The 26,421-nt window shown below is 65.3% G+C and carries 32 protein-coding genes; 22 read left to right on the top strand and 10 right to left on the bottom strand.

All coding sequences use genetic code 11. From position 1 onward, the window contains the following. Positions 1-5 precede the first annotated feature (5 nt). The 4 genes from glpX to RIU96_RS06565 are packed head-to-tail and all read left to right on the top strand — an operon-like array spanning position 6 to position 4,601. Complete coding sequence (gene glpX, locus RIU96_RS06580; RefSeq protein ID WP_136651039.1) at positions 6-1,025, top strand: class II fructose-bisphosphatase; 1,020 nt, start codon at positions 6-8, stop codon at positions 1,023-1,025. Positions 1,026-1,050: 25 nt separating this feature from the next. Continuing rightward, positions 1,051-2,451: a class II fumarate hydratase gene (locus RIU96_RS06575; RefSeq protein WP_144742075.1), complete on the top strand. Its 1,401-nt coding sequence runs from the start codon at positions 1,051-1,053 to the stop codon at positions 2,449-2,451. Positions 2,452-2,487: 36 nt separating this feature from the next. Continuing rightward, entirely contained in the window at positions 2,488-3,111 is a 624-nt protein-coding gene (locus tag RIU96_RS06570) for a TetR/AcrR family transcriptional regulator (RefSeq protein ID WP_259916867.1), read from the top strand. After that, on the top strand, positions 3,105-4,601 hold the full coding sequence (locus RIU96_RS06565; RefSeq protein ID WP_311204785.1) for an MDR family MFS transporter: 1,497 nt from the start codon (positions 3,105-3,107) through the stop codon (positions 4,599-4,601). Before RIU96_RS06570 ends, RIU96_RS06565 begins: the two co-directional genes overlap by 7 nt. On the opposite strand, the gene RIU96_RS06560 is transcribed toward RIU96_RS06565, so the two are convergent. Genes RIU96_RS06560 through RIU96_RS06550 form a run of 3 tightly spaced genes read right to left on the bottom strand, consistent with a single transcriptional unit; the run spans position 4,598 to position 6,408 of the window. Further along, the gene (locus RIU96_RS06560; RefSeq protein WP_136651035.1) at positions 4,598-5,131 is read right to left on the bottom strand and encodes a GNAT family N-acetyltransferase; all 534 of its coding nucleotides are present in this window, start codon (positions 5,129-5,131) and stop codon (positions 4,598-4,600) included. The two genes, RIU96_RS06565 and RIU96_RS06560, sit on opposite strands and share 4 nt — an antisense overlap. Before the next feature lie 57 nt (positions 5,132-5,188). Beyond that, on the bottom strand, positions 5,189-5,773 hold the full coding sequence (locus RIU96_RS06555) for an LGFP repeat-containing protein (RefSeq protein ID WP_259809548.1): 585 nt from the start codon (positions 5,771-5,773) through the stop codon (positions 5,189-5,191). A gap of 56 nt (positions 5,774-5,829) precedes the next feature. Next, a complete protein-coding gene (locus RIU96_RS06550) occupies positions 5,830-6,408 on the bottom strand; it encodes a LysR family transcriptional regulator substrate-binding protein (RefSeq protein ID WP_144318545.1) in 579 nt (192 codons plus the stop codon). Positions 6,409-6,431: 23 nt separating this feature from the next. On the opposite strand from RIU96_RS06550, the gene RIU96_RS06545 reads away from it, so the two are divergent. Then, positions 6,432-6,776 carry a DUF5997 family protein gene (locus tag RIU96_RS06545; protein WP_144318546.1) on the top strand — a complete coding sequence of 115 codons (345 nt, stop codon included), beginning with the start codon at positions 6,432-6,434 and terminating at the stop codon, positions 6,774-6,776. Here RIU96_RS06545 and glyA read toward each other — a convergent pair. Then, positions 6,773-8,065 (bottom strand): serine hydroxymethyltransferase, encoded by a 1,293-nt coding sequence (gene glyA, locus RIU96_RS06540; RefSeq protein WP_144318547.1) that lies wholly within the window; start codon positions 8,063-8,065, stop codon positions 6,773-6,775. The two genes, RIU96_RS06545 and glyA, sit on opposite strands and share 4 nt — an antisense overlap. Positions 8,066-8,154: 89 nt before the next feature. Between glyA and coaA the strand changes: the two genes are divergently transcribed. After that, positions 8,155-9,087 (top strand): type I pantothenate kinase, encoded by a 933-nt coding sequence (gene coaA, locus RIU96_RS06535; RefSeq protein ID WP_144318548.1) that lies wholly within the window; start codon positions 8,155-8,157, stop codon positions 9,085-9,087. On the opposite strand, the gene RIU96_RS06530 is transcribed toward coaA, so the two are convergent. The 3 genes from RIU96_RS06530 to mca are packed head-to-tail and all read right to left on the bottom strand — an operon-like array spanning position 9,088 to position 11,047. Beyond that, positions 9,088-9,858 (bottom strand): isoprenyl transferase, encoded by a 771-nt coding sequence (locus tag RIU96_RS06530; RefSeq protein ID WP_136651029.1) that lies wholly within the window; start codon positions 9,856-9,858, stop codon positions 9,088-9,090. Between the two features lie 23 nt (positions 9,859-9,881). Further along, positions 9,882-10,178 carry a hypothetical protein gene (locus RIU96_RS06525; RefSeq protein ID WP_181729338.1) on the bottom strand — a complete coding sequence of 99 codons (297 nt, stop codon included), beginning with the start codon at positions 10,176-10,178 and terminating at the stop codon, positions 9,882-9,884. Further along, entirely contained in the window at positions 10,175-11,047 is an 873-nt protein-coding gene (mca, locus tag RIU96_RS06520; protein ID WP_136651028.1) for a mycothiol conjugate amidase Mca, read from the bottom strand. The genes RIU96_RS06525 and mca overlap by 4 nt, the downstream gene beginning before the upstream one ends. Before the next feature lie 107 nt (positions 11,048-11,154). On the opposite strand from mca, the gene RIU96_RS06515 reads away from it, so the two are divergent. From RIU96_RS06515 to RIU96_RS06505, 3 genes are read left to right on the top strand one after another with little or no spacing between them, the layout of a single operon-like run. Beyond that, the gene (locus RIU96_RS06515) at positions 11,155-11,634 is read left to right on the top strand and encodes a DUF4307 domain-containing protein (RefSeq protein WP_246062698.1); all 480 of its coding nucleotides are present in this window, start codon (positions 11,155-11,157) and stop codon (positions 11,632-11,634) included. A 42-nt stretch (positions 11,635-11,676) separates the two neighbouring features. Beyond that, the gene (gene greA, locus RIU96_RS06510) at positions 11,677-12,216 is read left to right on the top strand and encodes a transcription elongation factor GreA (RefSeq protein WP_136651027.1); all 540 of its coding nucleotides are present in this window, start codon (positions 11,677-11,679) and stop codon (positions 12,214-12,216) included. 21 nt (positions 12,217-12,237) lie between these two features. Then, on the top strand, positions 12,238-12,747 hold the full coding sequence (locus tag RIU96_RS06505; RefSeq protein WP_136651026.1) for a hypothetical protein: 510 nt from the start codon (positions 12,238-12,240) through the stop codon (positions 12,745-12,747). Here RIU96_RS06505 and RIU96_RS06500 read toward each other — a convergent pair whose 3' ends face one another. Then, complete coding sequence (locus tag RIU96_RS06500) at positions 12,748-13,515, bottom strand: Bax inhibitor-1/YccA family protein (protein WP_136651025.1); 768 nt, start codon at positions 13,513-13,515, stop codon at positions 12,748-12,750. Positions 13,516-13,631: 116 nt separating this feature from the next. Between RIU96_RS06500 and RIU96_RS06495 the strand changes: the two genes are divergently transcribed. Continuing rightward, positions 13,632-14,102: a GNAT family N-acetyltransferase gene (locus RIU96_RS06495; protein ID WP_144318549.1), complete on the top strand. Its 471-nt coding sequence runs from the start codon at positions 13,632-13,634 to the stop codon at positions 14,100-14,102. Further along, positions 14,099-15,421 (top strand): cryptochrome/photolyase family protein, encoded by a 1,323-nt coding sequence (locus tag RIU96_RS06490; RefSeq protein WP_144689639.1) that lies wholly within the window; start codon positions 14,099-14,101, stop codon positions 15,419-15,421. Before RIU96_RS06495 ends, RIU96_RS06490 begins: the two co-directional genes overlap by 4 nt. On the opposite strand, the gene RIU96_RS06485 is transcribed toward RIU96_RS06490, so the two are convergent. Next, positions 15,408-16,817, bottom strand: coding sequence for an SDR family NAD(P)-dependent oxidoreductase (locus RIU96_RS06485; protein ID WP_136651022.1), 1,410 nt, complete (start codon positions 16,815-16,817; stop codon positions 15,408-15,410). The genes RIU96_RS06490 and RIU96_RS06485 overlap by 14 nt on opposite strands. Positions 16,818-16,841: 24 nt before the next feature. Here RIU96_RS06485 and RIU96_RS06480 point away from each other — a divergent pair, with 24 nt between their 5' ends. From RIU96_RS06480 to RIU96_RS06460, 5 genes are read left to right on the top strand one after another with little or no spacing between them, the layout of a single operon-like run. Next, on the top strand, positions 16,842-17,474 hold the full coding sequence (locus RIU96_RS06480) for a CPBP family glutamic-type intramembrane protease (protein WP_136651021.1): 633 nt from the start codon (positions 16,842-16,844) through the stop codon (positions 17,472-17,474). Between the two features lie 28 nt (positions 17,475-17,502). Beyond that, complete coding sequence (locus RIU96_RS06475) at positions 17,503-18,309, top strand: ABC transporter ATP-binding protein (protein WP_136651020.1); 807 nt, start codon at positions 17,503-17,505, stop codon at positions 18,307-18,309. Then, positions 18,306-18,956 (top strand): ABC transporter permease, encoded by a 651-nt coding sequence (locus RIU96_RS06470; RefSeq protein WP_136651019.1) that lies wholly within the window; start codon positions 18,306-18,308, stop codon positions 18,954-18,956. Before RIU96_RS06475 ends, RIU96_RS06470 begins: the two co-directional genes overlap by 4 nt. An 8-nt stretch (positions 18,957-18,964) precedes the next feature. Beyond that, positions 18,965-19,600 (top strand): ABC transporter permease, encoded by a 636-nt coding sequence (locus tag RIU96_RS06465; protein ID WP_246062699.1) that lies wholly within the window; start codon positions 18,965-18,967, stop codon positions 19,598-19,600. An 11-nt stretch (positions 19,601-19,611) separates the two neighbouring features. Beyond that, positions 19,612-20,505, top strand: a complete 894-nt coding sequence (locus tag RIU96_RS06460; protein ID WP_136651017.1) for an ABC transporter substrate-binding protein — start codon at positions 19,612-19,614, stop codon at positions 20,503-20,505. Here RIU96_RS06460 and RIU96_RS06455 read toward each other — a convergent pair. Next, positions 20,492-21,775 carry a cytochrome P450 gene (locus RIU96_RS06455; RefSeq protein WP_136651016.1) on the bottom strand — a complete coding sequence of 428 codons (1,284 nt, stop codon included), beginning with the start codon at positions 21,773-21,775 and terminating at the stop codon, positions 20,492-20,494. The genes RIU96_RS06460 and RIU96_RS06455 overlap by 14 nt on opposite strands. A 27-nt stretch (positions 21,776-21,802) precedes the next feature. Here RIU96_RS06455 and RIU96_RS06450 point away from each other — a divergent pair, with 27 nt between their 5' ends. Genes RIU96_RS06450 through RIU96_RS06425 form a run of 6 tightly spaced genes read left to right on the top strand, consistent with a single transcriptional unit; the run spans position 21,803 to position 26,398 of the window. Further along, positions 21,803-22,549, top strand: coding sequence for a glycosyltransferase family 2 protein (locus tag RIU96_RS06450; RefSeq protein ID WP_136651015.1), 747 nt, complete (start codon positions 21,803-21,805; stop codon positions 22,547-22,549). 11 nt (positions 22,550-22,560) lie between these two features. Further along, entirely contained in the window at positions 22,561-23,412 is an 852-nt protein-coding gene (locus RIU96_RS06445; protein ID WP_136651014.1) for a phytoene/squalene synthase family protein, read from the top strand. Further along, the gene (gene crtI, locus RIU96_RS06440) at positions 23,405-24,943 is read left to right on the top strand and encodes a phytoene desaturase family protein (RefSeq protein WP_144317167.1); all 1,539 of its coding nucleotides are present in this window, start codon (positions 23,405-23,407) and stop codon (positions 24,941-24,943) included. Before RIU96_RS06445 ends, crtI begins: the two co-directional genes overlap by 8 nt. Beyond that, on the top strand, positions 24,943-25,254 hold the full coding sequence (locus RIU96_RS06435) for a lycopene cyclase domain-containing protein (RefSeq protein WP_136651012.1): 312 nt from the start codon (positions 24,943-24,945) through the stop codon (positions 25,252-25,254). The genes crtI and RIU96_RS06435 overlap by 1 nt, the downstream gene beginning before the upstream one ends. Beyond that, positions 25,251-25,538: a lycopene cyclase domain-containing protein gene (locus tag RIU96_RS06430; RefSeq protein ID WP_136651011.1), complete on the top strand. Its 288-nt coding sequence runs from the start codon at positions 25,251-25,253 to the stop codon at positions 25,536-25,538. Before RIU96_RS06435 ends, RIU96_RS06430 begins: the two co-directional genes overlap by 4 nt. After that, positions 25,535-26,398, top strand: a complete 864-nt coding sequence (locus tag RIU96_RS06425; RefSeq protein WP_144317168.1) for a prenyltransferase — start codon at positions 25,535-25,537, stop codon at positions 26,396-26,398. Before RIU96_RS06430 ends, RIU96_RS06425 begins: the two co-directional genes overlap by 4 nt. Positions 26,399-26,421: the final 23 nt, after the last annotated feature.

Genomic DNA, 26,421 nt, shown 5'->3' with positions numbered 1-26,421 from the left:
CTTCGATGACTGACCAGACCGCATCGGGCAAGGTGTACCCGGACCGAAATCTCGCCCTCGAACTCGTCCGCGTGACGGAGGCGGCCGCGCTCGCCTCGGGCCGCTGGGTAGGCCGCGGCAAGAAGAACGAGGGTGACGGCGCTGCGGTCGATGCGATGCGCAAGATGATCAACTCGGTCACCATGGACGGGATCATCGTCATCGGCGAGGGCGAAAAGGACGAGGCCCCGATGCTGTACAACGGCGAAAAGGTCGGAAACGGCGAAGGCGCGCACGTTGACCTCGCGGTGGACCCCGTCGACGGCACGCGCCTGATGGCGGAGGGCCGCCCGAACGCCATCGCGGTGATCGCTGCCGCCGAGCGCGGTTCGATGTACAACCCGAAGGACGCCTTCTACATGAACAAGATCGCCGTTGGCCCCGAGGCCGCCGGCAAGATCGACATCACCGCCTCGGTGGCGGACAACGTGCGCGCCGTGGCAGCGGCAAAGGGTGTCAAGCCCTCCGAGGTCACCGTGGTCGTCCTCGACCGCCCGCGCCACCAGAAGCTGGTCGCGGAGATCCGCGAGGCCGGCGCGAAGGTCCGCTTCATCATGGACGGCGACGTCGCGGGCGCAATCTCCGCAGCCCAGGACACCAACTCCATCGACCTGATGATGGGCGTCGGCGGCACCCCGGAGGGCGTCATCGCGGCCTGCGCGCTGAAGTGCCTGGGCGGGGAGATCCAGGGCCAGCTCGCGCCGCAAAACGACGAGGAACGTGAGCGCGTGCTCGCCGCCGGCCACGACCTAGACCGCGTGCTGTTGATGGATGACCTCGTCTCCACCGACAACACCTACTTCGCAGCGACGGGCGTGACCAACGGCGACATGCTGCGCGGTGTCTCGTACCGCAAGACCGGCGCGACTACGCGCTCGCTGGTGATGCGCGGCACCTCCGGCACGGTCCGCTACGTCGAGTCGATCCACCAGCTTTCCAAGCTGCAAGAGTTCTCCGTGGTCGACTACTCTGACCCCACGGAATAAACACACCTCAAGAAGGAGCTTTTACATGGCTGATCAGCAGTACCGCATCGAACACGACACCATGGGCGAGGTCAAGGTCCCCGTGGACGCTCTGTGGCGCGCACAGACCCAGCGCGCTGTGGAGAACTTCCCGATTTCCTTCCGCGGCCTGGAGTCGCAGCAGATCCGCGCCCTCGGCCTGCTCAAGGCGGCGTGTGCCCAGGTGAACAAGGACATGGGCAACCTCGACGCTGAGAAGGCCGACGCGATCATCGCTGCAGCGAAGGAGATCGCCGACGGCAAGCACGACGACCAGTTCCCGATCGACGTCTTCCAGACCGGCTCGGGTACCTCCTCGAACATGAACACCAACGAGGTCATCGCGTCTATCGCCAAGGCCAACGGCGTTGAGGTTCACCCCAACGACGACGTGAACATGGGCCAGTCCTCCAACGACACCTTCCCCACGGCCACCCACGTCGCCGCGACGGAGGCAGCTGTCGAGGACCTCATCCCCGGCCTGAAGGTGCTGCACGACTCGCTTGATGCGAAGGCCAAGGAGTGGCACTCGGTGGTCAAGTCCGGCCGCACCCACCTGATGGACGCCACCCCTGTCACCCTCGGCCAGGAGTTCTCCGGTTACGCACGCCAGATTGAGCTGGGCATCCAGCGCGTCGAGGCCACGCTGGAGCGTCTCGGCGAGCTCGCGATCGGCGGCACCGCTGTGGGCACCGGCATCAACACCCCGGCCGACTTCGGCGCAAGGGTCACCGCCGAGCTGAAGACCCTGACCGGTGTTGAGCAGCTCTCCGAGGCGGAGAACCACTTCGAGGCGCAGGCGAACCGCGACGCGCTCGTCGAGTTCTCCGGCGCAATGCGCTCGGTCGCGGTGTCGCTGTACAAGATCTCCAACGACATCCGCCTAATGGGCTCCGGCCCGCTCGCCGGCTTCGGCGAGATCCACCTGCCCGACCTGCAGCCGGGCTCCTCTATCATGCCGGGCAAGGTCAACCCCGTTCTCTGTGAGACCGCCACCCAGGTCTCCGCGCAGGTCATCGGCAACGACGCCGGAGTGGCTTTCGCTGGCACCCAGGGCCAGTTCGAGCTCAACGTTTTCATCCCGATGATGGCGCGCAACGTGCTCGAGTCCTCTCGCCTGCTGGCGAACACGGCTCGCCAGTTCGCCACCAAGCTTGTCGACGGCATTGAGCCGAACATCGAGCGCATGCGCACGCTGGCTGAGTCCTCGCCGTCGATTGTCACCCCGCTGAACTCGGCGATCGGCTACGAGAACGCCGCGAAGGTGGCCAAAACCGCGCTCAAGGAAGGCAAGACCATCCGCGAGACGGTCATCGACCTCGGCTTCGTCGACGGTGACAAGCTCACCGAAGAGGAGCTGGATCGCCGCCTCGACGTGCTGTCCATGGCGAACACCGATCGCAACTAAAGAAGGAATTTTGCACAGGGTGTAACATTGCACCCTGTGACTAAACCCCCTTGTTTACGCGAGCGCAAGCGCCAGGCGACGCTGCGCCGCATCTACGACGAAGCGCTCGCCCTCGTCGAACGCCACGGCGCTGACGCCGTAACCGTTGAAGACATTTGCGCCGCCGCGGACATTTCGCGGCGGACTTTCTTTAACTACGTCAGCTCCAAAGACGACGCCATCCTCGGCGCCTTCCCCTTCGAGCTCGATGCCGAGGCGCTGGCCGCGATCGAGGCCACCCAGAGCGACAACCTCATTGAGCTCATCGTCTCGCAGATGAAAGAACGCTCCGAGCTGGTCAGCAGAGGGCTGCTAGAGCGCCGCCGCCTAGTCATCTCCGATAACCCCTCCCTGGCCCACGCGAGCCACAAACGCCGCGTCACGGTGCTCACGGCGCTGGCTCGGGCCGTCGACAAGCATTTTGCGCGATTCCCCGACGACCGCCGGTTGCCCGACCTCCCCGTCGAAGTCGAGGTCCACATTGTCGTCGAGGTGTGCCGCAGCGCGTTGTCGCTGTACCTGTCCAACCCGCACTTCCCCGCCGACACAGGCTCGGCCGTCGACGGAGTGCGGCGCGCAGCGCGCATCCACACCGCGTACTACAAGGAGCTGACATGGTAGAAACGCACCAACCCCGCATCGGGCTCATCTTCGGTGCACTGATGCTCACCATGCTGATGAGCTCGCTCGGCCAGATGGTCTTCGGCACCGCGCTGCCCACCATCGTCGGCGAGCTCGGCGGCGTTGACCACATGAGCTGGGTAATCTCCGTGTTCATGGTCACCATGACCATCGCCATGCCGCTCAACGGCAAGCTTGGCGACGGCCTCGGGCGCAAGTGGCTCTACATCGGTTCGATCTCGCTGTTTATCGTCGGCTCGATCATCGGCGGGTTCGCCAACTCCATGACGGCCCTGATCATTGGCCGCGCCGTCCAGGGCTTCGGCGCGGGCGGGATGATGGTCAACTCGCAGTCGATTATCGCCGAGGTCGTCCCCGCCAGGCAGCGCGGCAAGTACATGGGCGCAATGGGCGCTGTGTTCGGAGTCTCCTCCGTGCTCGGGCCCGTCCTCGGCGGGTGGTTCACCGACGGCCCCGGCTGGCGCTGGGGGCTGTGGATCAACATCCCGCTAGGCCTGATTGCCATGGCGGTCTGCCTCGTGGTCCTGCGACTGCGCGGGCCGAGGCCGGAGCGGCTGCACTTCGACTGGCTGGGCACCATCCTCATGGTGGTCGCCACCGTGAGCATCACCCTGACCGCTACATGGGGAGGCACAGACTACGACTGGGGCTCCCTCGTCATCCTCGGCCTCATTGCGGCAGCGATAATCTCCTCGGCGCTGTTTGTGGTCGTCGAGAAGCGAGCGCGCAACCCGTTGATCCCGATGTGGCTGTTCCGCAACCGCAACATGGTGCTGACAACCGCGGCCGGCGTGGTGCTGGGCTTTTCCATGATGGGCGTGCTCGGCTACTTGCCGACCTACCTGCAGATGGTCCACTCCCTGACCCCGACCGAGGCCGGCCTGATGATGCTGCCCATGGTGCTCGGCCTACTCGGCGTCGGTGTAGCCGTCGGCTTTATCATCGCCCGCACCGGCCACTACAAGACCTACCCCATCGCCGGCATGGCGGTCACCGCCCTCGGCCTGCTGCTATTTTCACAGCTCGAGCCCACCACGCCGCTGCCGCAGCTCGGTGTTTATATGTTCACCTTCGGCGCGGGCCTGGGCATGGTGATGCAGGTGCTAGTGTTGATCGTGCAGAACTCGTTCCCCGTCGCCATGGTGGGAACTGCAACCGCAACGAACAACTTCTTCCGCCAGCTCGGATCGGCGCTCGGCGCCTCGCTGGTGGGGTCGCTGTTCATTCTCAACATGACCCAGAACCTTGCCGAGCGCCTGCCCGGCGAGATGCAAGCCGGCGAAACCGCCCGCAACAGCTTCACCCCGGAGATCGTCGCCCAGCTTCCCGACGCCGTCCGCGACGCTGTGATCTCCAGCTACAACGACGGGCTCACACCCGTTTACCTACTCATGGTCCCAGCGGCGCTGGTCGCGCTGATCCTGCTGCTCCCCGTGAAGCAGGAACCGCTGAAGGAGACGGTGGCTTAAGCAGACTCGCCGGGGGTGGGCAGCAGCAGCTCGTAGACGTCAGTCGCGCGCCACTGCCCCTCCATGTCGCCGTAGGTCATCTCCGCCATGTTGTGGAAGGTGCCCACCTTGGTAAAGCCGCGGGACATGTGCAGTCTTGAGGATCCTTCGTTCTCGGGGAAGATCCACGAGTGGATGGCCCATTTGTCGAGGCGCTTGCAGGTCTCAATAAGTTTGTCCAAAAGCGCGCTAGACACCCCGCGCCCTTGGGCGTCGGGGTGTATGTAAATCGAATCCTCCACGACTCCGTGGAAGACGCTGCGCGTAGATGCCTTCGCCGCGGCGACCCAGCCCACAACGCGGGAATCATCTTCTGAGTCGACCGCGACGAAAACGGTCTCAATGATCTTCTTGCTCCGGAACTCCTCCCAGCTTTGACCCTTGGATTCGTAGCTGGCGTGGCCCGACGTCAAACCCAGTTCGTAAATTTCCCGAACCTGCGGGTAATCCTCCGGGCGGATTGGTCGGAGCGTGAAATCATTGAAAGACATGCACACTATTGTGTAGCGAAATCAATGGCTACGCAATAGTGCAGGTGCAGTCTAATTTTAGTTGGCCTCAATGACGGGGCCGAACTCGCCGGTGGCCTCGTCGAGTGCCCAGCTGATGGTGCCGTTCTCGAACTCCTGGGTCCAGCCCATCTCGCCCGGGATCGGGGTCTCAGCTGCGGTCGGGAAACCAACGCTACCCTCGCCCCAGTTCTCATCCGCCCAGGTCTCACCAATCTTGCCCCAGATCGGAGCGCCACCGGTGTTTTCGTTCCAGGTGATGTAGTGACCGTCAGCGTAGGCTGCAACCCAGCCCTGCTCGGTCTCATCGATGCTCATCGGCTCGCCCCAGTCGTCGCCGCCGTACTCGGGAGCGGTGAACTTGTCCATGGCCTCTGCCAGGCCGGCCGGAACCATGGCCTGGGTGCCATCGGCGGTAGCAACCGGCACGCCGTCAGCGACCTCGGTGCCAGCGGTGGTCGCCTCAGCCGGCTCCTGCGTCTCGGTCATGGTGTTGGTCTCGGTCGCGGTTTCTGCAACGGTCGTCGCCGCGCCCATGTCGCCCTCTTCGTCGGCGCAGGCGACGAGGCCCACCGAGAGAGCACCAGCTGCGGCGATGACACCAAGCTTGCGAGAAATATTCATATCTAAAACCCTTTCCATAGAACGTTGTTTATGCGTACCATTATGCAAACTCTAGGTTAACGACGTCCGCGCCTACCCCCTGTACGGGGGGAGGAGCGCGAGGACCGCGGCGTCCTCCCCTTCGCCACACCAACGAAATCCTGGATCGGATCGCCGTCCGCCTCCCGCCTCCACACCAGCGCAATGTGCGTCGCATCGCCATCAGCATCGCGTACCGCGACCTGCTTCTTCGCAAGCATCTTGAGCAGAGGCTTTGGCGCAAAGGCCACGCCAACGTTGGCCGCAACCACGCGCAGAGACTCTCGCAGCTCGCTTATCGACGCCCCCTGCGACCAACGAAAATTCTCAATCTCCCCCTCGAGGTCCGCCGGCGTCAGCCGCTCGTCGGCAATCGCGTAGACCGATTCCTTCGGCACCGCAACCCCGGCCGCCTCGTCGTAGAGCACGACGACGTGGTGGCGGTCGTCGACACGCGCGTCCGGAAGCCGCATCAGCGCGAGGTCGCACTCCCCCTGCTCGAGCAGGGCAAACGGGTCATCGTGGCCGATCTCACGCAGACCGTGGTCGGTGCCCTGCCGGTAGCGGGAGAACCATTTTCCCGGCTCGGTGCCGGTGACGAAACTGAGGCGCAACATGCCAAAATGCTACCGTCGAACCCATGACTGACTCGACTAAACCCTCCGGCACGGCGATGAAGCCCGCAACCGCCGCCGCGAAACTGGGCATCTACCTCCCCGCCACCCCGGACGAGTTCCGCGAGGGCGCGATCACCCACGCGCGCCTGCGCGAGCTGCAGGCCAATCCTCCCGAGTGGCTGACGGAGCTACGCCTGAACGGACCCCATCCCCGCCCCGAAGTGGCGCGTAAGCTCGGGATCAGCATCACCGCCTTGAAGAAGAACGGCATGGATTCCCCCCTGACCACCGAGCAGATCAGCGCCCTGCTCAAAGATCAGCCCGAGTGGCTGCGGGCCGCTCGCGCGACCCATGCCGCCGAGCGCTAGATCATCTTCCAGCTTTCCAGCTCCGGGTAGAGCGGGTACTTCTCGGCGAGAGCATCCACGCGGGCGTGCAGCGCTTCGCGGTCCGCAGAATCGCCCATGATCAGGGTCTCCGCGATGATCTCGGCGACCTCGGTAAAGTCCTCGTCGCCGAAGCCGCGGGTCGCAAGCGCGGAGGTTCCGATGCGCAGGCCGGAGGTGACCTTCGGCGGGCGCGGGTCGAACGGCACTGCGTTGCGGTTGACGGTGATGCCCACGGAGTGGAGCAGGTCCTCGGCTTGCTGGCCATCCATGTCGGAGTTGCGCAGATCAACGAGGACGAGGTGGACGTCGGTGCCGCCGGAGACGACGTCGACGCCGGCAACCTTGGCGTCGTCACGCGTGAGCCTCTCGGCGAGGATGTGCGCGCCGTTCAGCGTGCGCTGCTGGCGGTCCTTGAACTCGGGCGTGCCGGCGATCTTGAACGCCGTCGCCTTCGCGGCGACCGCGTGCATCAGGGGACCGCCCTGCTGGCCGGGGAACACTGCGGAGTTGAGCTTCTTGTGCAGCTCGAGGTCGTTGGTGAGGATGAACCCGGAGCGCGGGCCGCCGAGTGTCTTGTGCACCGTGGATGACACGACGTGGGCGTGCGGCACGGGAGAGGGGTGCAGGCCCGCGGCGACGAGGCCCGCGAAGTGCGCCATGTCGACCCACAGGTACGCGCCGACCTCGTCGGCAATCGAGCGGAACTCTGCGAAATCCTGCTGGCGCGGGTATGCCGACCAGCCAGCGATGAGCACCTTCGGCTTGACCTCGCGCGCCTGCTCGCGCAGCTTCGCCATATCAATCTGGTGGGTGTCAGGCTCCACCTGGTAGGCGGCGACGTTGTACAGACGGCCGGAGAAGTTGATCTTCATTCCGTGAGTGAGGTGACCCCCGTGGGCGAGGTCTAGGCCCAGAATCGTGTCGCCCGGCTCCGCCAGCGCCATGAGCACGGCGGCGTTGGCCTGCGCGCCGGAGTGGGGCTGCACGTTGGCGTACTGCGCGCCGAATACTTCCTTCGCGCGGTCGCGGGCGAGGTCCTCGACGACGTCGACGAACTCGCAGCCGCCGTAGTAGCGGCGCCCCGGGTAGCCCTCGGCGTACTTGTTGGTCAGCACGGAACCCTGCGCCTGCAGCACAGCGCGCGGCACGAAGTTCTCAGACGCGATCATTTCCAGCGTGTGCCGCTGGCGCCCGAGCTCATTGACAATGGCCTCATGGACTTCGGGGTCCAGTGAGGAGAGATCCTGGTAGCGGAGGTCTTCAGACACGGTTTCACGGGTCCTTTCGTATCGGGGGGCTGACCGCTAAAGACAGCCATTTTCAGCCAGTATAGGCACCAAATGCCACAATGGTGGCCATGTCGCGTCCCGCTGATTCCAGCCCCTCAAGCCCGTACGTGGACTTCCGCCGCGAGGATTGGAGCCGCCGCCGCGCGGCCATGCCCCAGGTGCTAACGGAAGACGAGCTTGCCCAGCTCTCCGGCATCGGCGAAAACATCGACCTGCACGAGGTGGCGGACATCTACCTGCCCATCTCGCGCCTCATCCACCTGCGCGTCGAGGCCGCGCAACGGCTCAACGCGGCCAGCGCGATGTTCTTAGGCGAGTCGATGCGGGTGCCCTACATCATCGGGGTTGCCGGCTCGGTGGCCGTGGGCAAGTCCACCACCGCTCGCCTTTTACAGGTGCTGCTACAGCGCTGGGAGTCCCACCCCCGGGTCGACCTCGTGACCACCGACGGATTCCTCTACCCCACAAAGACACTGCGCGAACGCGGCCTTCTGCAGCGCAAGGGGTTCCCGGAATCCTACGACCGCCGCAACCTCATGCGCTTTGTCACCGATGTCAAGTCCGGAGCCCCCGCGGTGGAAGCACCTGTGTACTCGCACAAGCTCTACGACATCATCCCCGGCGAGCACCAGCTTGTGGACAGGCCCGACATCCTCATCCTCGAGGGCCTCAACGTCTTGCAGACCGGCCCGACCCTGATGATCTCGGACCTGTTCGACTTCTCCGTCTACGTTGACGCCAAAACCGAGCACATCGAGCGCTGGTACATCGACCGCTTCCTTCAGCTGCGCACGACAGCCTTCCGCGAGCCTGGCGCTCACTTCGCACGATTCGCCGAGCTTGACGACGCCTCCGCGACGCGCGAGGCCCGCGAAATCTGGCAGTCGATCAACCTCCCGAACCTCGTGGAAAACATCCTGCCCACCCGCGTGCGCGCTTCGCTCGTGCTGGGTAAGGGCTCCGATCACTCCGTACAGCGCGTTCGTATGCGCAAGATGTAGCTACTTGCCAAAGCGGCGCGAGCGCTGCGAGTAGTCGCGCAGCGCGCGCAGGAAGTCGATCTTGCGAAATGCCGGCCAGTAGGTGTCGGTAAACCAGATCTCCGAGTACGCCGCCTGCCAGAGCAGGAACCCGCTCAGGCGCTGCTCGCCGGAGGTGCGGATCACCAAATCCGGGTCCGGCTGGCCGGAAGTGTAGAGGTTTTCCCCGATCGAGTCGACGGTGACGCGGCTCGCCAAACCTTCGGCAGCGGTTCCGGAGGCGAGCTCGTCGCCAAGCAATGTGCGCACGGCGTCGACGATCTCTTGGCGCCCGCCGTAGCCGACCGCGATGTTGACGCTGAGCCCACGCTTCGCGCTTGTCGCCGCGGCCGAGCGCTGCATCCGCTCCGCTACCTCCGGGGGCAGAAGCTCAAGGTGGCCGACAAGCTTGATGCGGCACGAGTAATCCTCCGCCGCCAAGTCCGCGACGACGTCGGAGATGATGTCGAAAAGCAGCTCAACCTCTTCGGTCGTGCGCTGCAGGTTTTCGGTGGACAGCAGGTAGATGGTGACAACATCGATGTCCATCTCGGCCGACCAGCGCACCAGCTCGCCGATCTTCGCTGCGCCGGCGCGGTGGCCGTGGGAGACGTCGGTGTAACCGACCTGTCGCGCCCAGCGCCGGTTGCCGTCGGCCATCACCGCGATGTGCCGCGGGCGCTTCTTGCCACGCAGGTCACGCCTCAACCGCGCCTCGTAGAGGCGGTAGAGGATTCTCGACAGCACAGTCACGATTCCACCCTACAGCCGAGCGGTTAGATAAAGCGCTGACGACGACGGTCGAGCACGCCCGCCTCGGCCATGGCCGCGTCAATTGCCTCCTGGTCGAAAGGGTCGATACCGTGCTGCTCCGCAAACAGCCGACGCCGGTTAAAGCGCGACAGCCTGCGGTGGAAGGCGAAGCCGAGACTCAAGATCACCACCGCGAGGGCGACGACGATGAGCATGCCGATCGGCGAGGCCTTGCCGAACTCCGGCCCAACCGGGGTCTCCGGCGGAGCCTGCGCGAGGATCCAGCCCGAGGCGTTGGTTAGCGCGGCGGTACCGATCATTGCTTATCCTCCGTCTCGCTGATGCCCGCGAACAAGTCGTCCTCAGGTAGGTGCGTGGACACGCGGGTCTTGGCCAGCTCGAACTCCTCGGTCGGCCAGACCGCCTGCTGGTCCTCGACCGGGCTGGCAAGGAACGCGCCGGCGGGATCGATCTGCGTGGCGTGGGCGGTCAGCGCCTCGGCGCGGTGGCCAAAGTACTCACCGCACTCAATGCGAGTGGTGACACGGCTCATCACGTCCGCCTCGTTTTCCTTCCACCGCTTGATCATGTAACCGTAGGGGCTCTTGGCGCCCTGCTCGATCAGGCGGTCGTGGAGCAGCTGCATCCGCTGCAGGATAAAGCCGTGTGTGTAGTACAGCTTTAGCGGCGTCCACGGCTCACCGGCCTCGGGCGCGAACCCCGGGTCGCCCGCCTTCTCCCACGCCTCCATGGAAATCTCGTGCACCTTGAGGTGATCCGGGTGCGGGTAGCCACCGTTCTCGTCGTAGGTGATAATCACGTGCGGCTTGAACTCGCGGATGACCTTAACCAAAGACGTGGTCGCCTCGGTGGTGTCCGCGAGCGCGAAGCAGCCCTCGGGCAAGGGCGGCAGGGGGTCGCCTTGGGGCAGACCGGAATCCTCGTAGCCCATCCACTCGTGCTCCACACCCAGCGCAGCCGCGGCGCGGGCCATTTCCTCACGACGCACATCCATGATGTTCTCGAGCACGCCGGGGCGATTCATCGCTGGGTTCAAAATGTCGCCGCGCTTGCCGTCCGTGCAGGTTACAACCTTGACGCGGTGCCCCTCGGAGGCGTAGCGCGCCATCGTCGCTGCCCCCTTCGACGACTCGTCATCTGGGTGGGCGTGAACTGCCAAAAGGCGCATGCAGCATCTCCAGCCGTCGTAGGTTAAGTTACTAAGTATTAAGTATTAGGCCATCTTAGTACTATTGATGCAAAAGTCATTACTGCCACTAGCGAGGATGCCCCACTGTGCCCGATACCGACCTTGCCCGCCCGACAAGCCGCTACGGCGACCAGGATTCCGCGAGGGCGCCCCGCGGGATCGGCGGCAAAGTGTTGGCTATCGCGGCGTTGCTCATGGTGGCGCTCGTAATCGCGGCGGCGGCGCGTAACTACCTGCAGCGCCAAGCAGTGCCCGTCACCGCAAGCTTTATCACCCAGGAAGCTGTCGACGACGCCACCACCCGGCTGTGGATCGACGTCACCCGCCGCGACCCGTCCATCGACTCGTACTGCATCGTCACCGCGGTCAACTACGACTTCGCTGAGGTGGGGCGCAGAGAAGTCATCATCCCCGCAGGTGGCGACGAGCTCATCCACGTCGGCGTCGACCTTCCTGTGCGCGAGCCCGCCGTGTCCGGGCGTGTCTACGGCTGCTCGGAAAACATCCCCTTCTACATGGACACATCCAGGACCTACACTGCGGCTTATCCCACGCCCGCGCCGTGATAGAATTCGGCCCAGTATTAGCATGTAACGGAAGGTTTATATATGGCTGAGACCCAGAAGCAGTACATCACCCCGGAGATGAAGGCGAAGCTCGAGAACGAGCTGCAGGCTCTCATCGACAACCGCCCGGTCATCGCCGCCGAGATCAACGAGCGCCGCGAGGAAGGCGACCTGAAGGAAAACGCTGGCTACGACGCCGCACGCGAACAGCAGGATCAAGAAGAAGCCCGCATCAAGCAGATCTCCGAGATCCTGGCGAATGCCACCACCGAGCGCTCCGGCGTCATCGAGGGTGTCGCCCAGGTCGGCTCCGTCGTCCACGTCTTCTACAACGGCGACGAGAGCGACAAGGAAACCTTCCTCATCGGCACCCGCGCCGCCTCCACCGGCAACAAGGACCTGGAGACCTACTCCGAGAACTCCCCGCTGGGCGCCGCGGTTGTTGGTGCTTCCGAGGGTGAGACCCGCTCCTACAACGCCCCGAACGGGCGCGAGATCTCGGTAACCATCGTCTCTGCCGAGCCATACGATTCAGACAAGGCTGCGACCCCGCGCGCGGGGTCGCAGAGGAAAACTTCTTGAGATTTTAAGGACGACATCACAGTGAACATCACCACCACGCGCAAGGCAGCGGCGGGATTTTTCGCCCTGGCAGCTCTGGGCCTCGCAGCCTGCTCCCCTCCGCACGAGGTCGACTCCGGCAACAAGGTCGACACCGCCACCAGCCAAAACCCCGATTCGCTCGCGGGTTCCGGCCACGAGACCCCGGCTAGCGCGACCCGCGCCAACGTTGTGGAGGCCTCCCAGGCCAACGCCACGCCCACCCCGAGCCAGCTACCCACCTACATCAACTGCGGTACCGATGTTGGCCCCGAGCCGGACCGTCTCGTTCTCTCCTGCGAGGATGAGGACGACTACATCGAGAACATCACGTGGAACGAGTGGTCCGGCCGGATTGGTTCCGGCTTGGGCACCCGCGTGACGCTCAACCCGGACCGTCGGGTCGAGGGTACCCAGGTTGTCCTAGGCAACCCCGAGGTTATCGATGGTGTCCTCCGCTTCACCACGGTGAGCGTGGACGGGATCTCGATTAACCCCGAGAGCAACTACTAGCTAGTTGCGGTTGGCGTAGGACAAAAGACGCAGGATCTCGGTGTAGAGCCAGACCAGCGTCACTGCCAGCCCCAGTGCCACGCCCCAGGCCATTTGCGACGGCGCTCCGGTGCGTACGAGGCGATCGGCGAGGTCGAAATCCTGCAGGAACGACAGCGCGGCGAGGATGATGCAGACCACGCCGAAGATGATCGCCAGCGGTCCGCCGTCGCGGAGCGGGCTGAGTCCCGTGAACAGGAACAGCACCAGGTTGCCGAGCGCCATCACCGCGACACCGACGATGGCGCCGGTGAGGATCCGGTTGAAGCGCGGGGTGACGCGCACCGCCCCGGTCTTGTAAACGAACAGCATGCCGAGGAACACGCCGACCGTGCCCAGAATGGCCTGGGAAATCATCGCTCCGGCGTTCGCTCCGCCGATCATCCAACCGGACAGGATCAACGAGAACCCACCGACGAACAGGCCCTCGAAAGCCGCGTATATCAACGTCACGGTGCGGGATCCGAATTTCTTGCCAAAGGCGTGGACGAGAACGGTGATGAAACCGCCGATTGCGCCGACGAACGTCAAGATGGTCGAGATGTCGGGTCGCCCCGCCAGCGCGATTCCGAAGTTCGCGACGGCGAACGCAACGATCACTGCGAGAGTGATGCCCGTCTTGGTTACCACGTCGTCGACCGTCATGGGCCGGTCGGTCTGTACCGACCCGTAGCCCGCGAAGCTGCCCGCCTGGGGCAGTTGGGTCAAGACAGGGTTGTTACTTCTCACTATCCCTGGTTTCCTTTCAGTAATTCAGACAATGGTCTGGCCGGACTTGCATCCACACGGTACAACGCCCGATTCGTTTCTTTAGTTCCCGAGCTCGGACATTAGGATGGCAAGCAATGTTAGTTACTCCCCGCCTGGTGCTGCGCCCCTGGGCTCGTAGCGACACCCCGGCGCTTTTCACCCACGCCTCGCACCCCGAGGTCGGCCCGCGTGCCGGCTGGCCGGCGCACACAAGCCTCGAGGAAAGCCGGCGCTCCATCAGTGATGTCTTATCCGCGCCCGGCACCTTCGCGATCACGCTCGACGGTGAGCCGGTCGGCTGCGTTGCGCTACGCCCCGGCGAGTCCCCGGAGCTCGGCTACTGGGTGGCAGCGCCTTACTGGGGCCGCGGTATCGCCACCGAGGCGGCGTCCGCGTTGATCGAGCACTCCAACTACCCCTTTATCGTTGCCTCCCATGCAGAGGGAAACCTCGGCTCGCAGCGGGTTCTGCTCAAGCTCGGGTTCCGGTTTACTCACACGGGCGAGAAGTGGCTGGCCCCGCTGGGCGTTTCTCGTCCGTCGCTATTCTATGCCCTGTCGCGATGAGTACCCCGACGATTGTATGGTTCCGCGACGACCTGCGCTTGGCTGATAACGCCGCTTTGACCTGGGCGGCCGAGCGCGGCCCCGTCGTGGGGCTTTACGTCCACGAGACGGTGGGCCGGGGCATCGGCCGGGCCGCCGCGTGGTGGCTGCGCCACAGCCTCGATGCCTTGCGCGAATCCCTCCCAGCTCCGTTGATTGAGCTCGCGGGCGACCCGCGCGAGATCGTCCCCCGCCTCGCGCGCGAGCTTGGCGCGACAGTGACGTGGAACCGCCGCTACCACCTGACGGACATTGATGCCGAGGTCAAGGAGGCCACCGGCGCCGTCTCGCACCCCGGCTACCTGCTCACGGAGCCCTGGGAGGTGCGTGCCACCCCGTACCGCGTGTTCACGCCGTTCTTCAACGCCGCGCGCAGTGTGCTTCTCGACGCCCCTCCCACGCCTCTTCCCGTCCCGGACCTCACCCCGGCCGACGTCGCCCCCGCCACCGTGGACGCGCCTGCCGAGGCTGCGTGGGCCGCATCGCTGGCGCAGCACAACACCCCCGGCGAAGGCGCGGCCCACAAACGCCTCGCCGAGTTCATCGCCGCGAGCGCCGACTACGACAACAATGCGCTCGACGGGGTTACCTCAGGCCTGTCGCCGCACCTGCGCTTCGGCGAGATCAGCCCCGCCGAGGTGTGGCTCGCCGCTGTCGACGCGGGAGCGTGGGCGTTTGCGCGGCAGCTTCTGTGGCGCGATTTCGCCTGGCACCGCTACTACCACTTGGCCGACATGGAGACGAAAAACGTCCGCGAGAAGTTCGGCCGCTTTGACTGGGAGTGGACACCCAACGCGGTGCCCGGCACCACGGCTGCGGCATTCGCGCACCAAGAAATGGACCCCGACGCCCAGCACCTGACAGAGCTCGCGGCGTGGCAGTCGGGCCGCACGGGCATCCCGCTTGTCGACGCCGGCATGCGCGAACTCTGGGCGACCGGACGCATGCACAACCGAGTGCGCATGGTCACCGGCTCCTGGCTGACTAAAAACCTGGGCATCCACTGGCGCCACGGCGAGGAGTGGTTCTGGGACACGCTTGTCGACGCCGACGCCGCCTCCAACGCGTTCAACTGGCAGTGGGTCGCGGGCTCCGGTGACGACGCCGCACCGTACTTCCGCATCTTCAACCCGCTGACGCAGGCGGAGAAGTTCGACCCGCACGGCTCCTACGTTTCGCGCTGGCTGCCCGAAACCGCCGACTACCCCGAGCCGATGGCGGACGTCAAGCAGTCGCGGTTGCGGGCTTTAGCGGCCTACGACGACATTAAGAACGGTTAAGGCGCGCGATTTCGCCGGTCAGCACGGTCGCGAAGGCGCACCACACCGGGTAGGGGGCAAGCAGCAACCCGCGCGTCGGCGAGCGGCGGTGTGCGCGGCGCACCAGGTCTGCTGAGGAGGCTGCGAGGGCGCCTGCCCAGAGCGTCGACAAGCGGCGAGCGCGCGAACGGAAGAATACACCGCTCCAGCCGGCGTTGAGGACAAGGTTCCCCGCCAGCGCGAGGGCGTCATTGCGCGCGGCGCGGGGCTCGCCCTCCTCCAGCGAATCGGCGATGGTGGTGGTGGCGATCACTGCAATGTCGATGTAGAGCAGGGTCCACACGATGGGAAACGCCGCCGCCGGGGGCTGCCAGGAGGGCTTCTTCAGCCGGGCGTAGTTAGCGGACTTAGGGTTAGTCAGAAGCGAGCCGGCGATGGCCGTGGCCAGCACGCCGAGGTGCACCGCGTTGGCGATGCGCCCGTAGCGCGCGGGGTGGGTGCCACGCGCGGCGATCTCGACGGCCTCGTCGAAGGTCTGGTTGCCGCCCTCGGGCGTGCCCACCAGCTTTTCCAAGTCGCGCTCTTTGAGCACGGTGTCCGAGGATACGGAGTCGAAGATCGGCAGGATCTCCTTCATCGACAGCGGCGTGAGCACGGACAGGCCGAAGGACGCGAGGCGACGGGTCATGATGGGCGCCGACAGAAACGGCCTGCGGCGCACGCTGACGACCTGGGTGTAGCGCTGCATCATATCCACGTACGGCATGGTGTCGGGCCCGCCGATGTCGAAGGCGCGGTCCTCCTCAGCAGGCAGATCGGCCGCGGCGACGAGGTAGTGAACGACGTCGCGCACGGAGATCGGGGTGATGCGGTTGGTGATCCACTTCGGCGCCGCAAAAGTGGGCACGCGCTCGGAAACGTGGCGCAACAGCGCGAACGACAGCGAGCCGTCGCCGATGACCACGCCCGCCTGGAGGGCCGCCGTGGGCACGCCGGCGGCGCGCAGCTCCTCGCCGACGCGCACGCGCGACTTCAGGTGCTCGGACATGTCCTCGTTGTCCGGGTGGAGCCCGCCGAGGTAGACGATCCGGCCAACCTCGTGCTCCGCGGCGACCTCGCCGAACTGGCGCGCCATCTTCGCCTCTTCCTCGGCGAAGCCGCCGCCCGACGACATGGAGTGCAGCAGGTACCAGGCACAGTCGACGCCTTTGAGCGCGCGGTCGACGTCGGCCCTTTCGGCCGCGTCGCCCTCGACGATCTCCACCTCCCCGCTATCGAGGTAGCGGGCCCAGTCCATGGTCAGGGCCTTGTCGCGACTGCGGCACAGGCAGCGAACCTTCCACCCGCGTTCGACCAGTTCGAGGACGACGCGCTGGCCGATAAACCCGGTGGCACCTGTAACGAGAGCAGTCCTCATAGTCTTCAGCTTATACTTCCACTGATGGCACTACCTAAGTTCACCTTCCTCCTGCCGTGCCTGCTGGGCGCCGCGGGACTCTTCGTCGCCCGCCAATCGGGTGATGGATCGGCGGGCTTTTACGCGGCAACGGTACTGACAGCCATCGTCTACGCCACCACCTGGTGGTTCATGGGCTCGCGCAACGCTTTCGCCGGGCCCGGCAAAGCCGCTGACATCGCGCGGGGGGTGGCCATCGGCGCGGCCCTCGCCACCATCTTCGTTGCGGGGGCCGTTATTGTCAGCCGCATCCCTCCCCTCGCTGAACCTGTCGGCCAGCTGCTGGCGACGACGGAGAAAGGCGGGCTCGCGCCGACCCTGCTCGTTCTCATCCTCAACGGAATCGGCGAGGAGCTCGTTTACCGTGACGCAGTCCCGCGCCAGCTCCGCGTGCACGGCCTGCTGCACCACACGACGTCGATTAGCGCGGTGTCGCTGGCGCTGTACTGCCTTGTCACCGCGGCGATGGGTGTCTGGCTGCTCATTCTGGCCGCCGCAGTCATCGGTGCCGTGGCCCACTACGAAGCTTTCCGCGGCGGGAGGCTATACAGTTCGATTTCGCTGCACCTGACCTGGAGCACCGGCATGCTTTTCCTTTTGCCGCTGTTTTTCCGCTGAGGCTTCCCGATAATCCTGGAGGACGGACATGATCGAGTTCCGCAACGTGTCAAAGACCTACGACGGCAACGCCCTCCCTGCCGTCGCCGACTTCAGCTTCACCGTGGGCACGGGAACAACCACCTGCTTCGTGGGGCCCTCGGGGTGCGGCAAGACAACACTGCTGCGCATGGTCAACCGCATGGTCGAACCCGACTCGGGGACAGTGCTTGTCCGTGGAGCGGATGTGGCCGATTCCGACCCAGTCACGCTGAGACGCAGCATCGGGTATGTGATGCAGCACTCCGGCCTGATGCCCCACCGCACGGTACTGGATAACGTCGCCGACATCGCGAAGTTGTCCGGGGCAGGCAAGGGCGAGGCGAAGCGGCGCGCCGCGGACATGCTTGAGCTGGTCAACCTCGGCTCGTCCCTGTTCGGCCGCTACCCGGCGGAACTCTCCGGGGGCCAGGCCCAGCGCGTCGGCGTGGCCCGTGGCATGGTGACGCGTCCGGACATCCTCATCATGGACGAGCCTTTCGGCGCGGTTGATCCCGTGGTCCGCCGCAGCCTGCAACGCGAAGTGCTTGCGCTGAAGGACACTGTGGCCACGACCGTGCTCATGGTCACCCACGACATCGACGAAGCCTTCCTGCTTGGTGACGAAGTCGTGATCCTCGGCCAGCACGCCCGTATCGAACAAGCGGGAACCCCGGAAAAAATCGTCGCGCACCCGGCCAATGAGGCGGTGCGCGAGTTCATCGGGGCGGAGAACTGGCACGTGCGTACCGTCCAGCGCGACGGGGAGACCCTGGTGGTGGACGCGACCGGCAAGGTGCGGGGGGTTCTGAAATGAATTGGACGTGGCTCGGATCCAACGCAGGGCGCATCGGGTCTCTCGCGATCGACCACCTGCTGCTGGCGCTACCCGCGATCTTCGCGGCGTTTTTCATCGCGGTGCCGATCGGTTGGCTCGCGCATCGCGCCGGCCGCGTACGCGAAACCCTCGTCGTGGCCACGAGCCTGATTTACGTCGTGCCCTCGCTGGCCATGTTTGTCCTGTTGCCGCTTGTGCTGGGCACCTCGGTGCTCTCACCGCTCAACGTCGTTGTCGCCATGACCCTCTACGGCATTGCGCTGATGGTGCGCTCGGCGACCGACTCCTTCGGCTCCGTGCCCGCGGATGTGCGCCAATCGGCGATCGCGACCGGGTACTCCCCGCTGAGGCGGATTCTCCGAGTGGAGCTTCCCCTCGCAGGCCCGGGGTTGCTCGCCGGCGTGCGCGTCGTGGCGGCTTCAACGATCAGCCTTGTTTCGGTCGGCGCCCTCATCGGTGTCCAGTCGCTGGGCACGCTGTTCACGGAGGGGTTTCAACGGTCCTTCCCCACTCAGATCATCGCGGGGCTTATCGGGACGATTCTCCTCGCCGTGCTTGTCGACGCACTCCTCGTCGCGTTCGGCAGAGTCACCATGCCGTGGACACGTAAGGCGGGTCTGAAGTGAACTATCTTGTGACTCGTGAGAATTGGGGTGGGGACACCGGATTTGCCGTCCGTCTCCTCGAGCACGTGGGGTACTCTGCTCTCGCCGTTTTTCTGGCGCTGTTAGTTGCGGCGCCAGTGGGGATCGCGATCGGTCACTCCCGGCGCGGCGCGAACACCGTGCTTTCCATTGCCGGCGCCTTGCGTGCGCTGCCCGCCCTGGGGTTGCTGACATGGTTGGCCATTTCGCTTCCGCGGGGCGCAACGCTGCCGCTGATTCCGGCGACGATCGTCCTCGTGATGCTGGCCATCGCTCCCCTCCTCGCCGGGTTTGTCGCCGGATTCGATTCCGTTTCGCGTCAGGTCGTGCACTCCGCCAGAGCAGCGGGTTACAGCGAGGCCCAGATCCTGACCCGAGTTGAGCTCCCGTTGGCGGCACCCGTCATCATCGGCGGGTTGCGCTCCTGCGTTGTACAGGTCATCGCGACGGCGACGGTGGTTTCATTTATCGGCCTCGGAGGATTGGGGCGCTACCTCATCGACGGGCTCGCCGTGCAGGACTACCCGCGCATGGTTGCGGGAGCACTGCTGGTCACAGCCTTGGCACTGGTAACCGACCTGACCCTCGCGGGGGTGCAACGCTTCCTCGCTCCGCGATCGCATTAAGGTGGGCGCACATGAAACTCACTGCAGCCGCGGGCGCAATTGTCGTCGCCACCTTGACCCTCACCGCCTGCGGTTCCGACGATCCGTTCGCCGTCAGCGGTGAGGCGGGCACCGTTGTCATTGGAACCGCGAACTTCCCTGAATCCGAGATCATCGGCCAGATCTGGGCCGAGGCGCTGCGCCAGGAAGGTTTCGACGTCGACGTCAACTCCGGCATCGGTTCCCGCGAGGTGTACCTCGGGGCACTGCAGGAAGGCAGCATCAATGTCGTCCCGGAGTACTCGGGCAATCTCACCCAGTTCTACGGCGGCACCCCCGCCGATGAAGCGGCGCTCGCCGAGGCCTTACCGGATGACCTGGAAGCCGGGGATTTCAGCCCGGCCGAGTCCAAGGACGCCTACCGCGTTACCCGGCAGCTCGCGGATGAACGAGGCTTGGGAACCATCGCCGATTTAGACAAGCTCGACCAGATCACCATCGCAGCGCCGCCGGAGTTCGCCGAGCGGCCGTACGGCCCCGCAGGCCTGAGCGATGTCTACGGAATCGATGCCGCCAAAATCAGCGTCAACCCGATCTCGGACGGTGGCGGCCCGCTGACCGTTCAGGCCCTCGTCGAAGGTGCCGCTAACGTTGGCAACATCTTCACAACCTCCCCCGCTCTGCTGAGCAACGGGGAGGAAGCCGACGTGGTCATTCTCGAAGATCCGGAGAACCTCATCCCCCCGCAGAACGTCGTTCCGGTGATCAAGGCGGGCTCACTGCCCGACGGCGCCCTCGACGTGATTAACTCGGTAAACGCGCAGCTGACCACTGAGGACCTCGTTGAGATGAACCTGCGCAATGTCGGCCCGGAGCGTGCTGAACCGAGCGCCATCGCGCAGGATTTCGTCTCTAGCTTGAGCTAGCGACTGTCACGCGCACGCCCGACTTCGGTCGGGCGAGGATCTCGGTCATGGAGTAGTTGGTGTCGATCGCCTCCGCCGAGATACGGACCTCCGGTCGCGCGAGAGCTTCGACAGCTGCGGACAGAGCCGTCACCGCGATCTTCTCCCCCGGGCAACGATGCCCAGTGCGCACGTCAGCACCGCCCTGCGGGATGAACGGCTTGATTGTCTCCGCCTCGGACTGGGTTTCGTACGCCATGAAACGCTCCGGATCAAAGCTCGCCGGGTTATCCCACTCCTCGGCCGAGTGGAGGGTGCCGACGAAGTCGAGAATGACGCGCTGCCCCTGATGGATGGGGCAGCCCTCGAATTCCGTGTCTTTGGTCGCCTTGGCTGGAAACATTGGCACGAACGGGTAGAAACGGCGAACTTCCTGGGCGAATGCGAAAGCTTCACGGCCGGTTTCGGACTCGTTGATGCGGGTGCGCCACTGAGGGTTCTCCGCGAGCGCAACGGCGGCGAAAGAGGCGAAGAAGCCGACGGCGACCGTGGGGCGCGTGAGGTTTTGCAGCTCGATGCCGGCGGTGCGGGCGTCGACACGCTCGCCGCTGGCGTCGGTGAGTTGTGCCATGTGTTCGAGCACGCAGTCCGGGCGGGCGGTAATCCTGCCTTCACGGACATCGGTGATCAGCGCTTCGGCCCAGTTGTCGAGCTGGCGGCGCTGCCAAAATGCTCTGGGGGTTCCGGTGGCGGTGCCGAAGTTGTCAAGCAGCGTGATCATGCGGCCGACTAACTCGTCGGTGTTTTCTGCGGGCAGATCGATGCCCGCCCAGCGGAAGGCAGCACGACCGAACGCGAGGGAAAGATCCTCGAAAACGTTGCCCTGGGCGCCTTCCCAGCCAGCGACTGCTCGCTCCACTTCCTCCGCGACCAGCGGCGCGAACTCGGCGACCCGCTCGTCTTCGTAAGCCATCGCCGCCATCTGTGCTTTACGCACCTTGTGCTCCTCGCCGTCGAGATTGTGCACCGCGCCTTTGCCCACGAGGGCATCGCCGATGACGGGCGGCATGGCACCTTCCCGCTGCATGACATCCTCGTCGTAGAACAAGTCGATGCCGGCAGAACCGCGCACGATGGTCGCGTCCTGTCCGAGGAGTTTTGTGGTTACGGGGCACATGGATTCGGGTTCGAGGCCCGCCGTTTTGCGGAGGTTCGAGGGAAGAAGGTAGCCGTCTGTGAGGAATTGGATGGTGCGGTCGCCTGAGACTCGTGGGTTCTGGTTGGACGTCATGCGCACCAGCGTACGTATACTCGCACCGTGCCCGCTCCCCGTATCGGCCTCGTCATCCCCTGTCTCAATGACGCGGACCTGCTCGCCCCCTGCCTAGACAGCGTGTCGCGCCAGCGCGAACCCTTCGACTGCGTCATCGTGGTTGATAACGGATCGACGGATAACACAGCAGATGTGGCGCGTTCCTATGGCGCGGTCGTCGTTTCCGAACCCCGCCGAGGCGTGACGTGGGCTTCCCACGCGGGCTACAGCGAGGCGGCGGCGCGGGGCCTCGATGTCATCGTGCGTATCGACGCCGACGTGCGCGTCTCGCCAACCTTCAGCCTGCAATGGAAAAACGCATGGGAGGAGGCAGCCAGCAACCCGAACAAGGACGTTGTCGGCATGACCGGCGCCGCACGCTTCGACCTCCCAGGGTGGCGCGGCCGGCTCCTCAGCGCCCTGTATCTGCGTGCGTACCGTTACAGCGTGGGCTCCGCGCTCGGACACACGCCGTTTTTCGGCACGAACTGCACCCTGTCCGCCGCCTGGTGGCTCGACGTGCGCGACGCCATTGACCCGAGCGACACCTTTTCCCACGATGACATCCAGATGTCTTTCGCGGTGCGCGCCCACGAAACGGTTCTGTTCCGTCCGGAGATCACGCTGCTGACTGACCCCCGCCCGCTGCGCGGCGCCCGCCAGCTCGCCCGACGCTTCTCGCGCGGGATGCACTCGATGCGCCAAGGATTCAAGAACTCCCCGCCGCAGCGTCGACTGTGTGAGCGCGTATAAGCTTTGTCAGCATGGAGTCGTCCCGTACCTTGTCCCGCTACGACCTGATGTGCGATCGCGTCGCCGCCCAGGTCATTGCCCAGTACTCAACAAGTTTTTCGCTCGCCACGCGGTTTCTCGCCCCACGCGTGCGCACTGACGTGCGCAACCTCTACGCGATGGTGCGCATCGCCGACGAAATTGTCGACGGGGCCGCCGGAGCGGACGCGGCACAGCTTCTCGACGCCTACGAAACGCAGGTTCTCGCCGCACCAGCGGCACGCTTCCATACCGATCCGGTACTCCACGCCTGGGCCAATAGCGCTCGCCGGTGCGATTTTTCCGCGGAGCATGTCACGGCCTTCTTCGCCTCCATGCGCCGCGACCTGAACCAATCCACCTACGACCCGGCCGACTTCGACGCCTACGTCTACGGCTCCGCCGAGGTCATCGGGCTGATGTGCGTGGCCGCGTTCGTGGCCGACGAGCCCGTCACCGACGCGCAGCGCGCCGAGTTGGATGAGGGCGCCTGCGCGCTGGGCGCGGCGTTTCAGAAGGTAAATTTCCTGCGCGATCTCGCCGAGGACCGGGACGACCTTGGCCGCACCTACTTCCCCCTGCTGCGCGGCCGCGGAATCGACGACGCGGTCAAGGCCGAGCTTGTCGACGACATCCGCGCCGACCTCGCACGTGCCCGCCGCGCCATCCCGCTCATCCCCTCCTCGGCGCGCGGGGCCGTCGCCGCCGCGGAAGCGCTGTTTAGCGAGCTCAACGAGCGCATCGACGCCACCCCGGCCGCGACCCTGGCCACCACGCGCGTGTCCGTCCCGCGCCACCGCAAGATGTACGTCACCGCCCGCGCCGTAAGGAGAACCCGTGACTAAACACACCGCTATCGTTATCGGGGCTGGCGTCGCCGGCCTCGCCACCGCCGCCCTGCTCGGCCGCGAGGGCTACGACGTCAGCGTCGTCGAGCGCCTCGACTCCTGCGGCGGTCGTTCGGGCGAAGAGACCGTCGAGGGCTACCGCTTCGACACCGGCCCGTCCTGGTACCTGATGCCCGACGCCTTCGACCACTTCTTCGGCCTGTTTGGCAAGCGCACCGAAGACCTGCTCGATCTGGTCGAGCTGACCCCGGCCTACCGCCTGTTCCCGGAAAACGCCGAACCCGTCGATGTCATCTCGGGCCGCGAGGAGGCCATCGCGCTTTTCGACGCCCTCTCGCCCGGCGCCGGCCCCGCCCTGGGCGACTACCTGGATTCTGCCCGCGACACCTACGAGATGGCGGTCGAGCGCTTCCTGTACACCACGTTTAGCTCTTTGCGCCCGTTTTTCTCGCGCCGGCTCGCCGACCTCGCCCGCTTGCTGACGGTTCCGCTGGACAAGTACGTCGCCGCGCGCTTTCACGACACGCGCCTGCGCCAGATCCTGACGTATCCGGCAGTGTTCCTTTCCTCGCACCCGGCGCGCACCCCGTCGATGTACCACCTGATGAGCCACACGGATTTGGTCCAGGGGGTGAAGTACCCGCAGGGCGGGTTCGCCGCCGTGGTCGATGCGCTTGAAGCCCTCGCCCGCGACAACGGCGTCTCAATCCGTCTGAACTCCGATGTCACCGCTATCTCCTACGATGGCTCGCGCGCTACCGGTGTTCGCCTAGCCAGCGGCGAGACCATCGAGGCCGACATCGTCGTCTCCGCCGCGGACCTGCACTTTACTGAGACGCGCCTGCTGCCGCCGGGCAAGCGCACCTACCCGGAAAAGTGGTTCGGTTCTCGTGATCCGGGCCTGGGTACGGTGCTCCTCATGCTGGGCACCGACGTGAAACTGCCTCAGCTGGCCCACCACAACCTCCTTTTCAGCGAGCACTGGGATGACGACTTCGACGCGGTGTTTGACGGGCCCGTCGCCACGCGGCCGTTGAACTCCTCGCGCTCGATTTATGTCTCCATGCCTTCTGCGACGGACCCTTCTACTGCCCCGCCGGGTGGCGAGAACCTGTTCGTCCTCGTGCCCGTGCCCGCCGCTTCGGAGTTCGGCCACGGCGACATGTACAACGACCGCGCCTCCGCTGCCGTCGATGCGATTGCCGACGCCGCGATCGAGCAGATCGCCGCATGGTGCGACATCCCCGACCTGCGCAATCACATTCGCGTCCGCCGGACCCTCGGCCCGAGCGACTTCGCGCAGCGCTACCACGCCTGGTCGGGCGGCTCGATCGGCCCGGCGCACACCCTGCGCCAGTCCGCGTTCCTGCGCGGTAAGAACGTCTCCGCCAAGCTGGACAACCTCTACTACGCGGGCGCAACAACCGTGCCGGGCGTCGGCGTGCCGATGTGCCTGATCTCGGCCGAGAACGTGATCAAGCGCCTGCGCGGCGATCGCTCCCCCGGACCCCTGCCGGAGGAGTTTTAATGGCCTTCGCGTACCTGACGTTTCTGCTGCTCAGCATCGTCTGCATGGTGCTGTGCGACTGGCGGTTCACGCTCGCGTTCTTCGCCGACGCCCGCCGCGCCGCGCTGCTGTCGGCCGCGGTGGTCGCGCTGTTTCTGCTGTGGGACGCGCTCGGCATCGCCACCGGCACCTTCTTCCGCGGTGACTCCCCGTTCATGACCGGCGTCGAGCTCGCGCCCGAAATGCCCCTTGAGGAGCCGATCTTTTTGTTCTTCCTGACCTACCTCACGCTGAACGTGACCTCCGGCGCGCGAAAGGTGGTTGGCCCGTGACGTACCTGTTGATCAGCCTCCCGTTTCTGCTGGGGGCAGCGGTGCTGTGGGTGGGGAGTCGTCACGCGTATGCCTCCCAGTTCAAGGTGACCGCGATCGTGGCTGCGGTGCTGCTGACGCTGACGATCGTGTTTGACAACCTCATGGTCGCCGCAGGCCTGGTGGAGTACGACGGCGCGAACAACCTCGGCATTTACCTAGGCCTCATCCCCGTCGAGGACCTGTTCTACACCGTGTTCGTCTGCCTCGTGGTCACCGCGCTGTGGCCGGGGAAGGCCTCATGATCCGCGCCATCCTCGCCGCATCGCGGCCGATTAGCTGGGTCAATACCGCGGTGCCCTTTGCCCTGGCCTACCTGCTGGACACCAGCCGCTTCGACTGGCTCCTGCTCGTCGGCTTCGTGTTCTTCCTCATCCCGTACAACATCGCGATGTACGGCATCAACGACGTCTTCGATTACGAGTCCGACATCCGCAACCCGCGCAAGGGCGGGATCGAGGGCGCGGTGCTGCCGAAAAGCCTGCACCGCCCGTTACTCATCGCAGCGGGCGTGACGACGCTCCCCTTCGCGCTCGTCCTCTACGCCGCAGGCACCTGGGCCTCAGCGCTCTGGCTCACGGTCGCGCTCTTCGCGGTCTACGTCTACTCGGCCCCGCCGTTTCGGTTCAAGGAAATTCCCGTCCTCGACTCGGTGACGTCCTCGGCCCACTTCACGGTGCCGGCGCTGGTCGGCGCCACGATCGCCGACCCCGCGGTTTCCCATGGGTTTTGGCTGGCTGCGGCCGCGTTCTTCCTGTGGGGTATGGCGAGCCACGCGCTTGGCGCCGTCCAGGACGTCGTCGCCGATCGCGAGGGGGGCCTGAGCTCGATTGCGACGGGGCTCGGTGCACGGCTAACCACTCGGCTTGCCTGCGGCGGGTACGCCATCGCTGCCCTGCTGTGCTTCGCCCTGCCCTTCCCAGGTTGGGTGGTGGGTGTGCTCGGGTTCGGCTACGCCGCGAACGCGCTGCGTTTTGCCAACGTCACCGACGAGACATCGGCCGATGTGAACCGGGCGTGGCGGGTGTTTCTGTGGCTGAACTTCGCCACCGGCGGTGTGATCACCATGGCCGTGCTCTTTTTCCTGTTTCCGCCCTCGGCATAGGATTGTTTGGGGTACAAACATAG

The organism is Corynebacterium sp. Z-1 (assembly GCF_031844665.1).
GTDB classification, from domain to species: Bacteria; Actinomycetota; Actinomycetes; order Mycobacteriales; family Mycobacteriaceae; genus Corynebacterium; species Corynebacterium sanguinis.
Note: the sequence above shows the minus strand (reverse complement) of the source record. Positions and strands in the feature narration are given on the sequence as shown.

Bases quoted from the DNA above. Each gene is read 5' to 3' on its own strand.
- glpX (WP_136651039.1), top strand. From the start codon at position 6: ATGACTGACCAGACCGCATCGGGCAAGGTGTACCCGGACCGAAATCTC.
- RIU96_RS06575 (WP_144742075.1), top strand. From the start codon at position 1,051: ATGGCTGATCAGCAGTACCGCATCGAACACGACACCATGGGCGAGGTC.
- RIU96_RS06565 (WP_311204785.1), top strand. From the start codon at position 3,105: ATGGTAGAAACGCACCAACCCCGCATCGGGCTCATCTTCGGTGCACTG.
- RIU96_RS06560 (WP_136651035.1), bottom strand. From the start codon at position 5,131: ATGTCTTTCAATGATTTCACGCTCCGACCAATCCGCCCGGAGGATTAC.
- RIU96_RS06555 (WP_259809548.1), bottom strand. From the start codon at position 5,773: ATGAATATTTCTCGCAAGCTTGGTGTCATCGCCGCAGCTGGTGCTCTC.
- RIU96_RS06550 (WP_144318545.1), bottom strand. From the start codon at position 6,408: ATGTTGCGCCTCAGTTTCGTCACCGGCACCGAGCCGGGAAAATGGTTC.
- RIU96_RS06545 (WP_144318546.1), top strand. From the start codon at position 6,432: ATGACTGACTCGACTAAACCCTCCGGCACGGCGATGAAGCCCGCAACC.
- coaA (WP_144318548.1), top strand. From the start codon at position 8,155: ATGTCGCGTCCCGCTGATTCCAGCCCCTCAAGCCCGTACGTGGACTTC.
- RIU96_RS06525 (WP_181729338.1), bottom strand. From the start codon at position 10,178: ATGATCGGTACCGCCGCGCTAACCAACGCCTCGGGCTGGATCCTCGCG.
- mca (WP_136651028.1), bottom strand. From the start codon at position 11,047: ATGCGCCTTTTGGCAGTTCACGCCCACCCAGATGACGAGTCGTCGAAG.
- greA (WP_136651027.1), top strand. From the start codon at position 11,677: ATGGCTGAGACCCAGAAGCAGTACATCACCCCGGAGATGAAGGCGAAG.
- RIU96_RS06495 (WP_144318549.1), top strand. From the start codon at position 13,632: ATGTTAGTTACTCCCCGCCTGGTGCTGCGCCCCTGGGCTCGTAGCGAC.
- RIU96_RS06490 (WP_144689639.1), top strand. From the start codon at position 14,099: ATGAGTACCCCGACGATTGTATGGTTCCGCGACGACCTGCGCTTGGCT.
- RIU96_RS06485 (WP_136651022.1), bottom strand. From the start codon at position 16,817: ATGAGGACTGCTCTCGTTACAGGTGCCACCGGGTTTATCGGCCAGCGC.
- RIU96_RS06480 (WP_136651021.1), top strand. From the start codon at position 16,842: ATGGCACTACCTAAGTTCACCTTCCTCCTGCCGTGCCTGCTGGGCGCC.
- RIU96_RS06475 (WP_136651020.1), top strand. From the start codon at position 17,503: ATGATCGAGTTCCGCAACGTGTCAAAGACCTACGACGGCAACGCCCTC.
- RIU96_RS06470 (WP_136651019.1), top strand. From the start codon at position 18,306: ATGAATTGGACGTGGCTCGGATCCAACGCAGGGCGCATCGGGTCTCTC.
- RIU96_RS06460 (WP_136651017.1), top strand. From the start codon at position 19,612: ATGAAACTCACTGCAGCCGCGGGCGCAATTGTCGTCGCCACCTTGACC.
- RIU96_RS06455 (WP_136651016.1), bottom strand. From the start codon at position 21,775: ATGACGTCCAACCAGAACCCACGAGTCTCAGGCGACCGCACCATCCAA.
- RIU96_RS06445 (WP_136651014.1), top strand. From the start codon at position 22,561: ATGGAGTCGTCCCGTACCTTGTCCCGCTACGACCTGATGTGCGATCGC.
- RIU96_RS06435 (WP_136651012.1), top strand. From the start codon at position 24,943: ATGGCCTTCGCGTACCTGACGTTTCTGCTGCTCAGCATCGTCTGCATG.
- RIU96_RS06425 (WP_144317168.1), top strand. From the start codon at position 25,535: ATGATCCGCGCCATCCTCGCCGCATCGCGGCCGATTAGCTGGGTCAAT.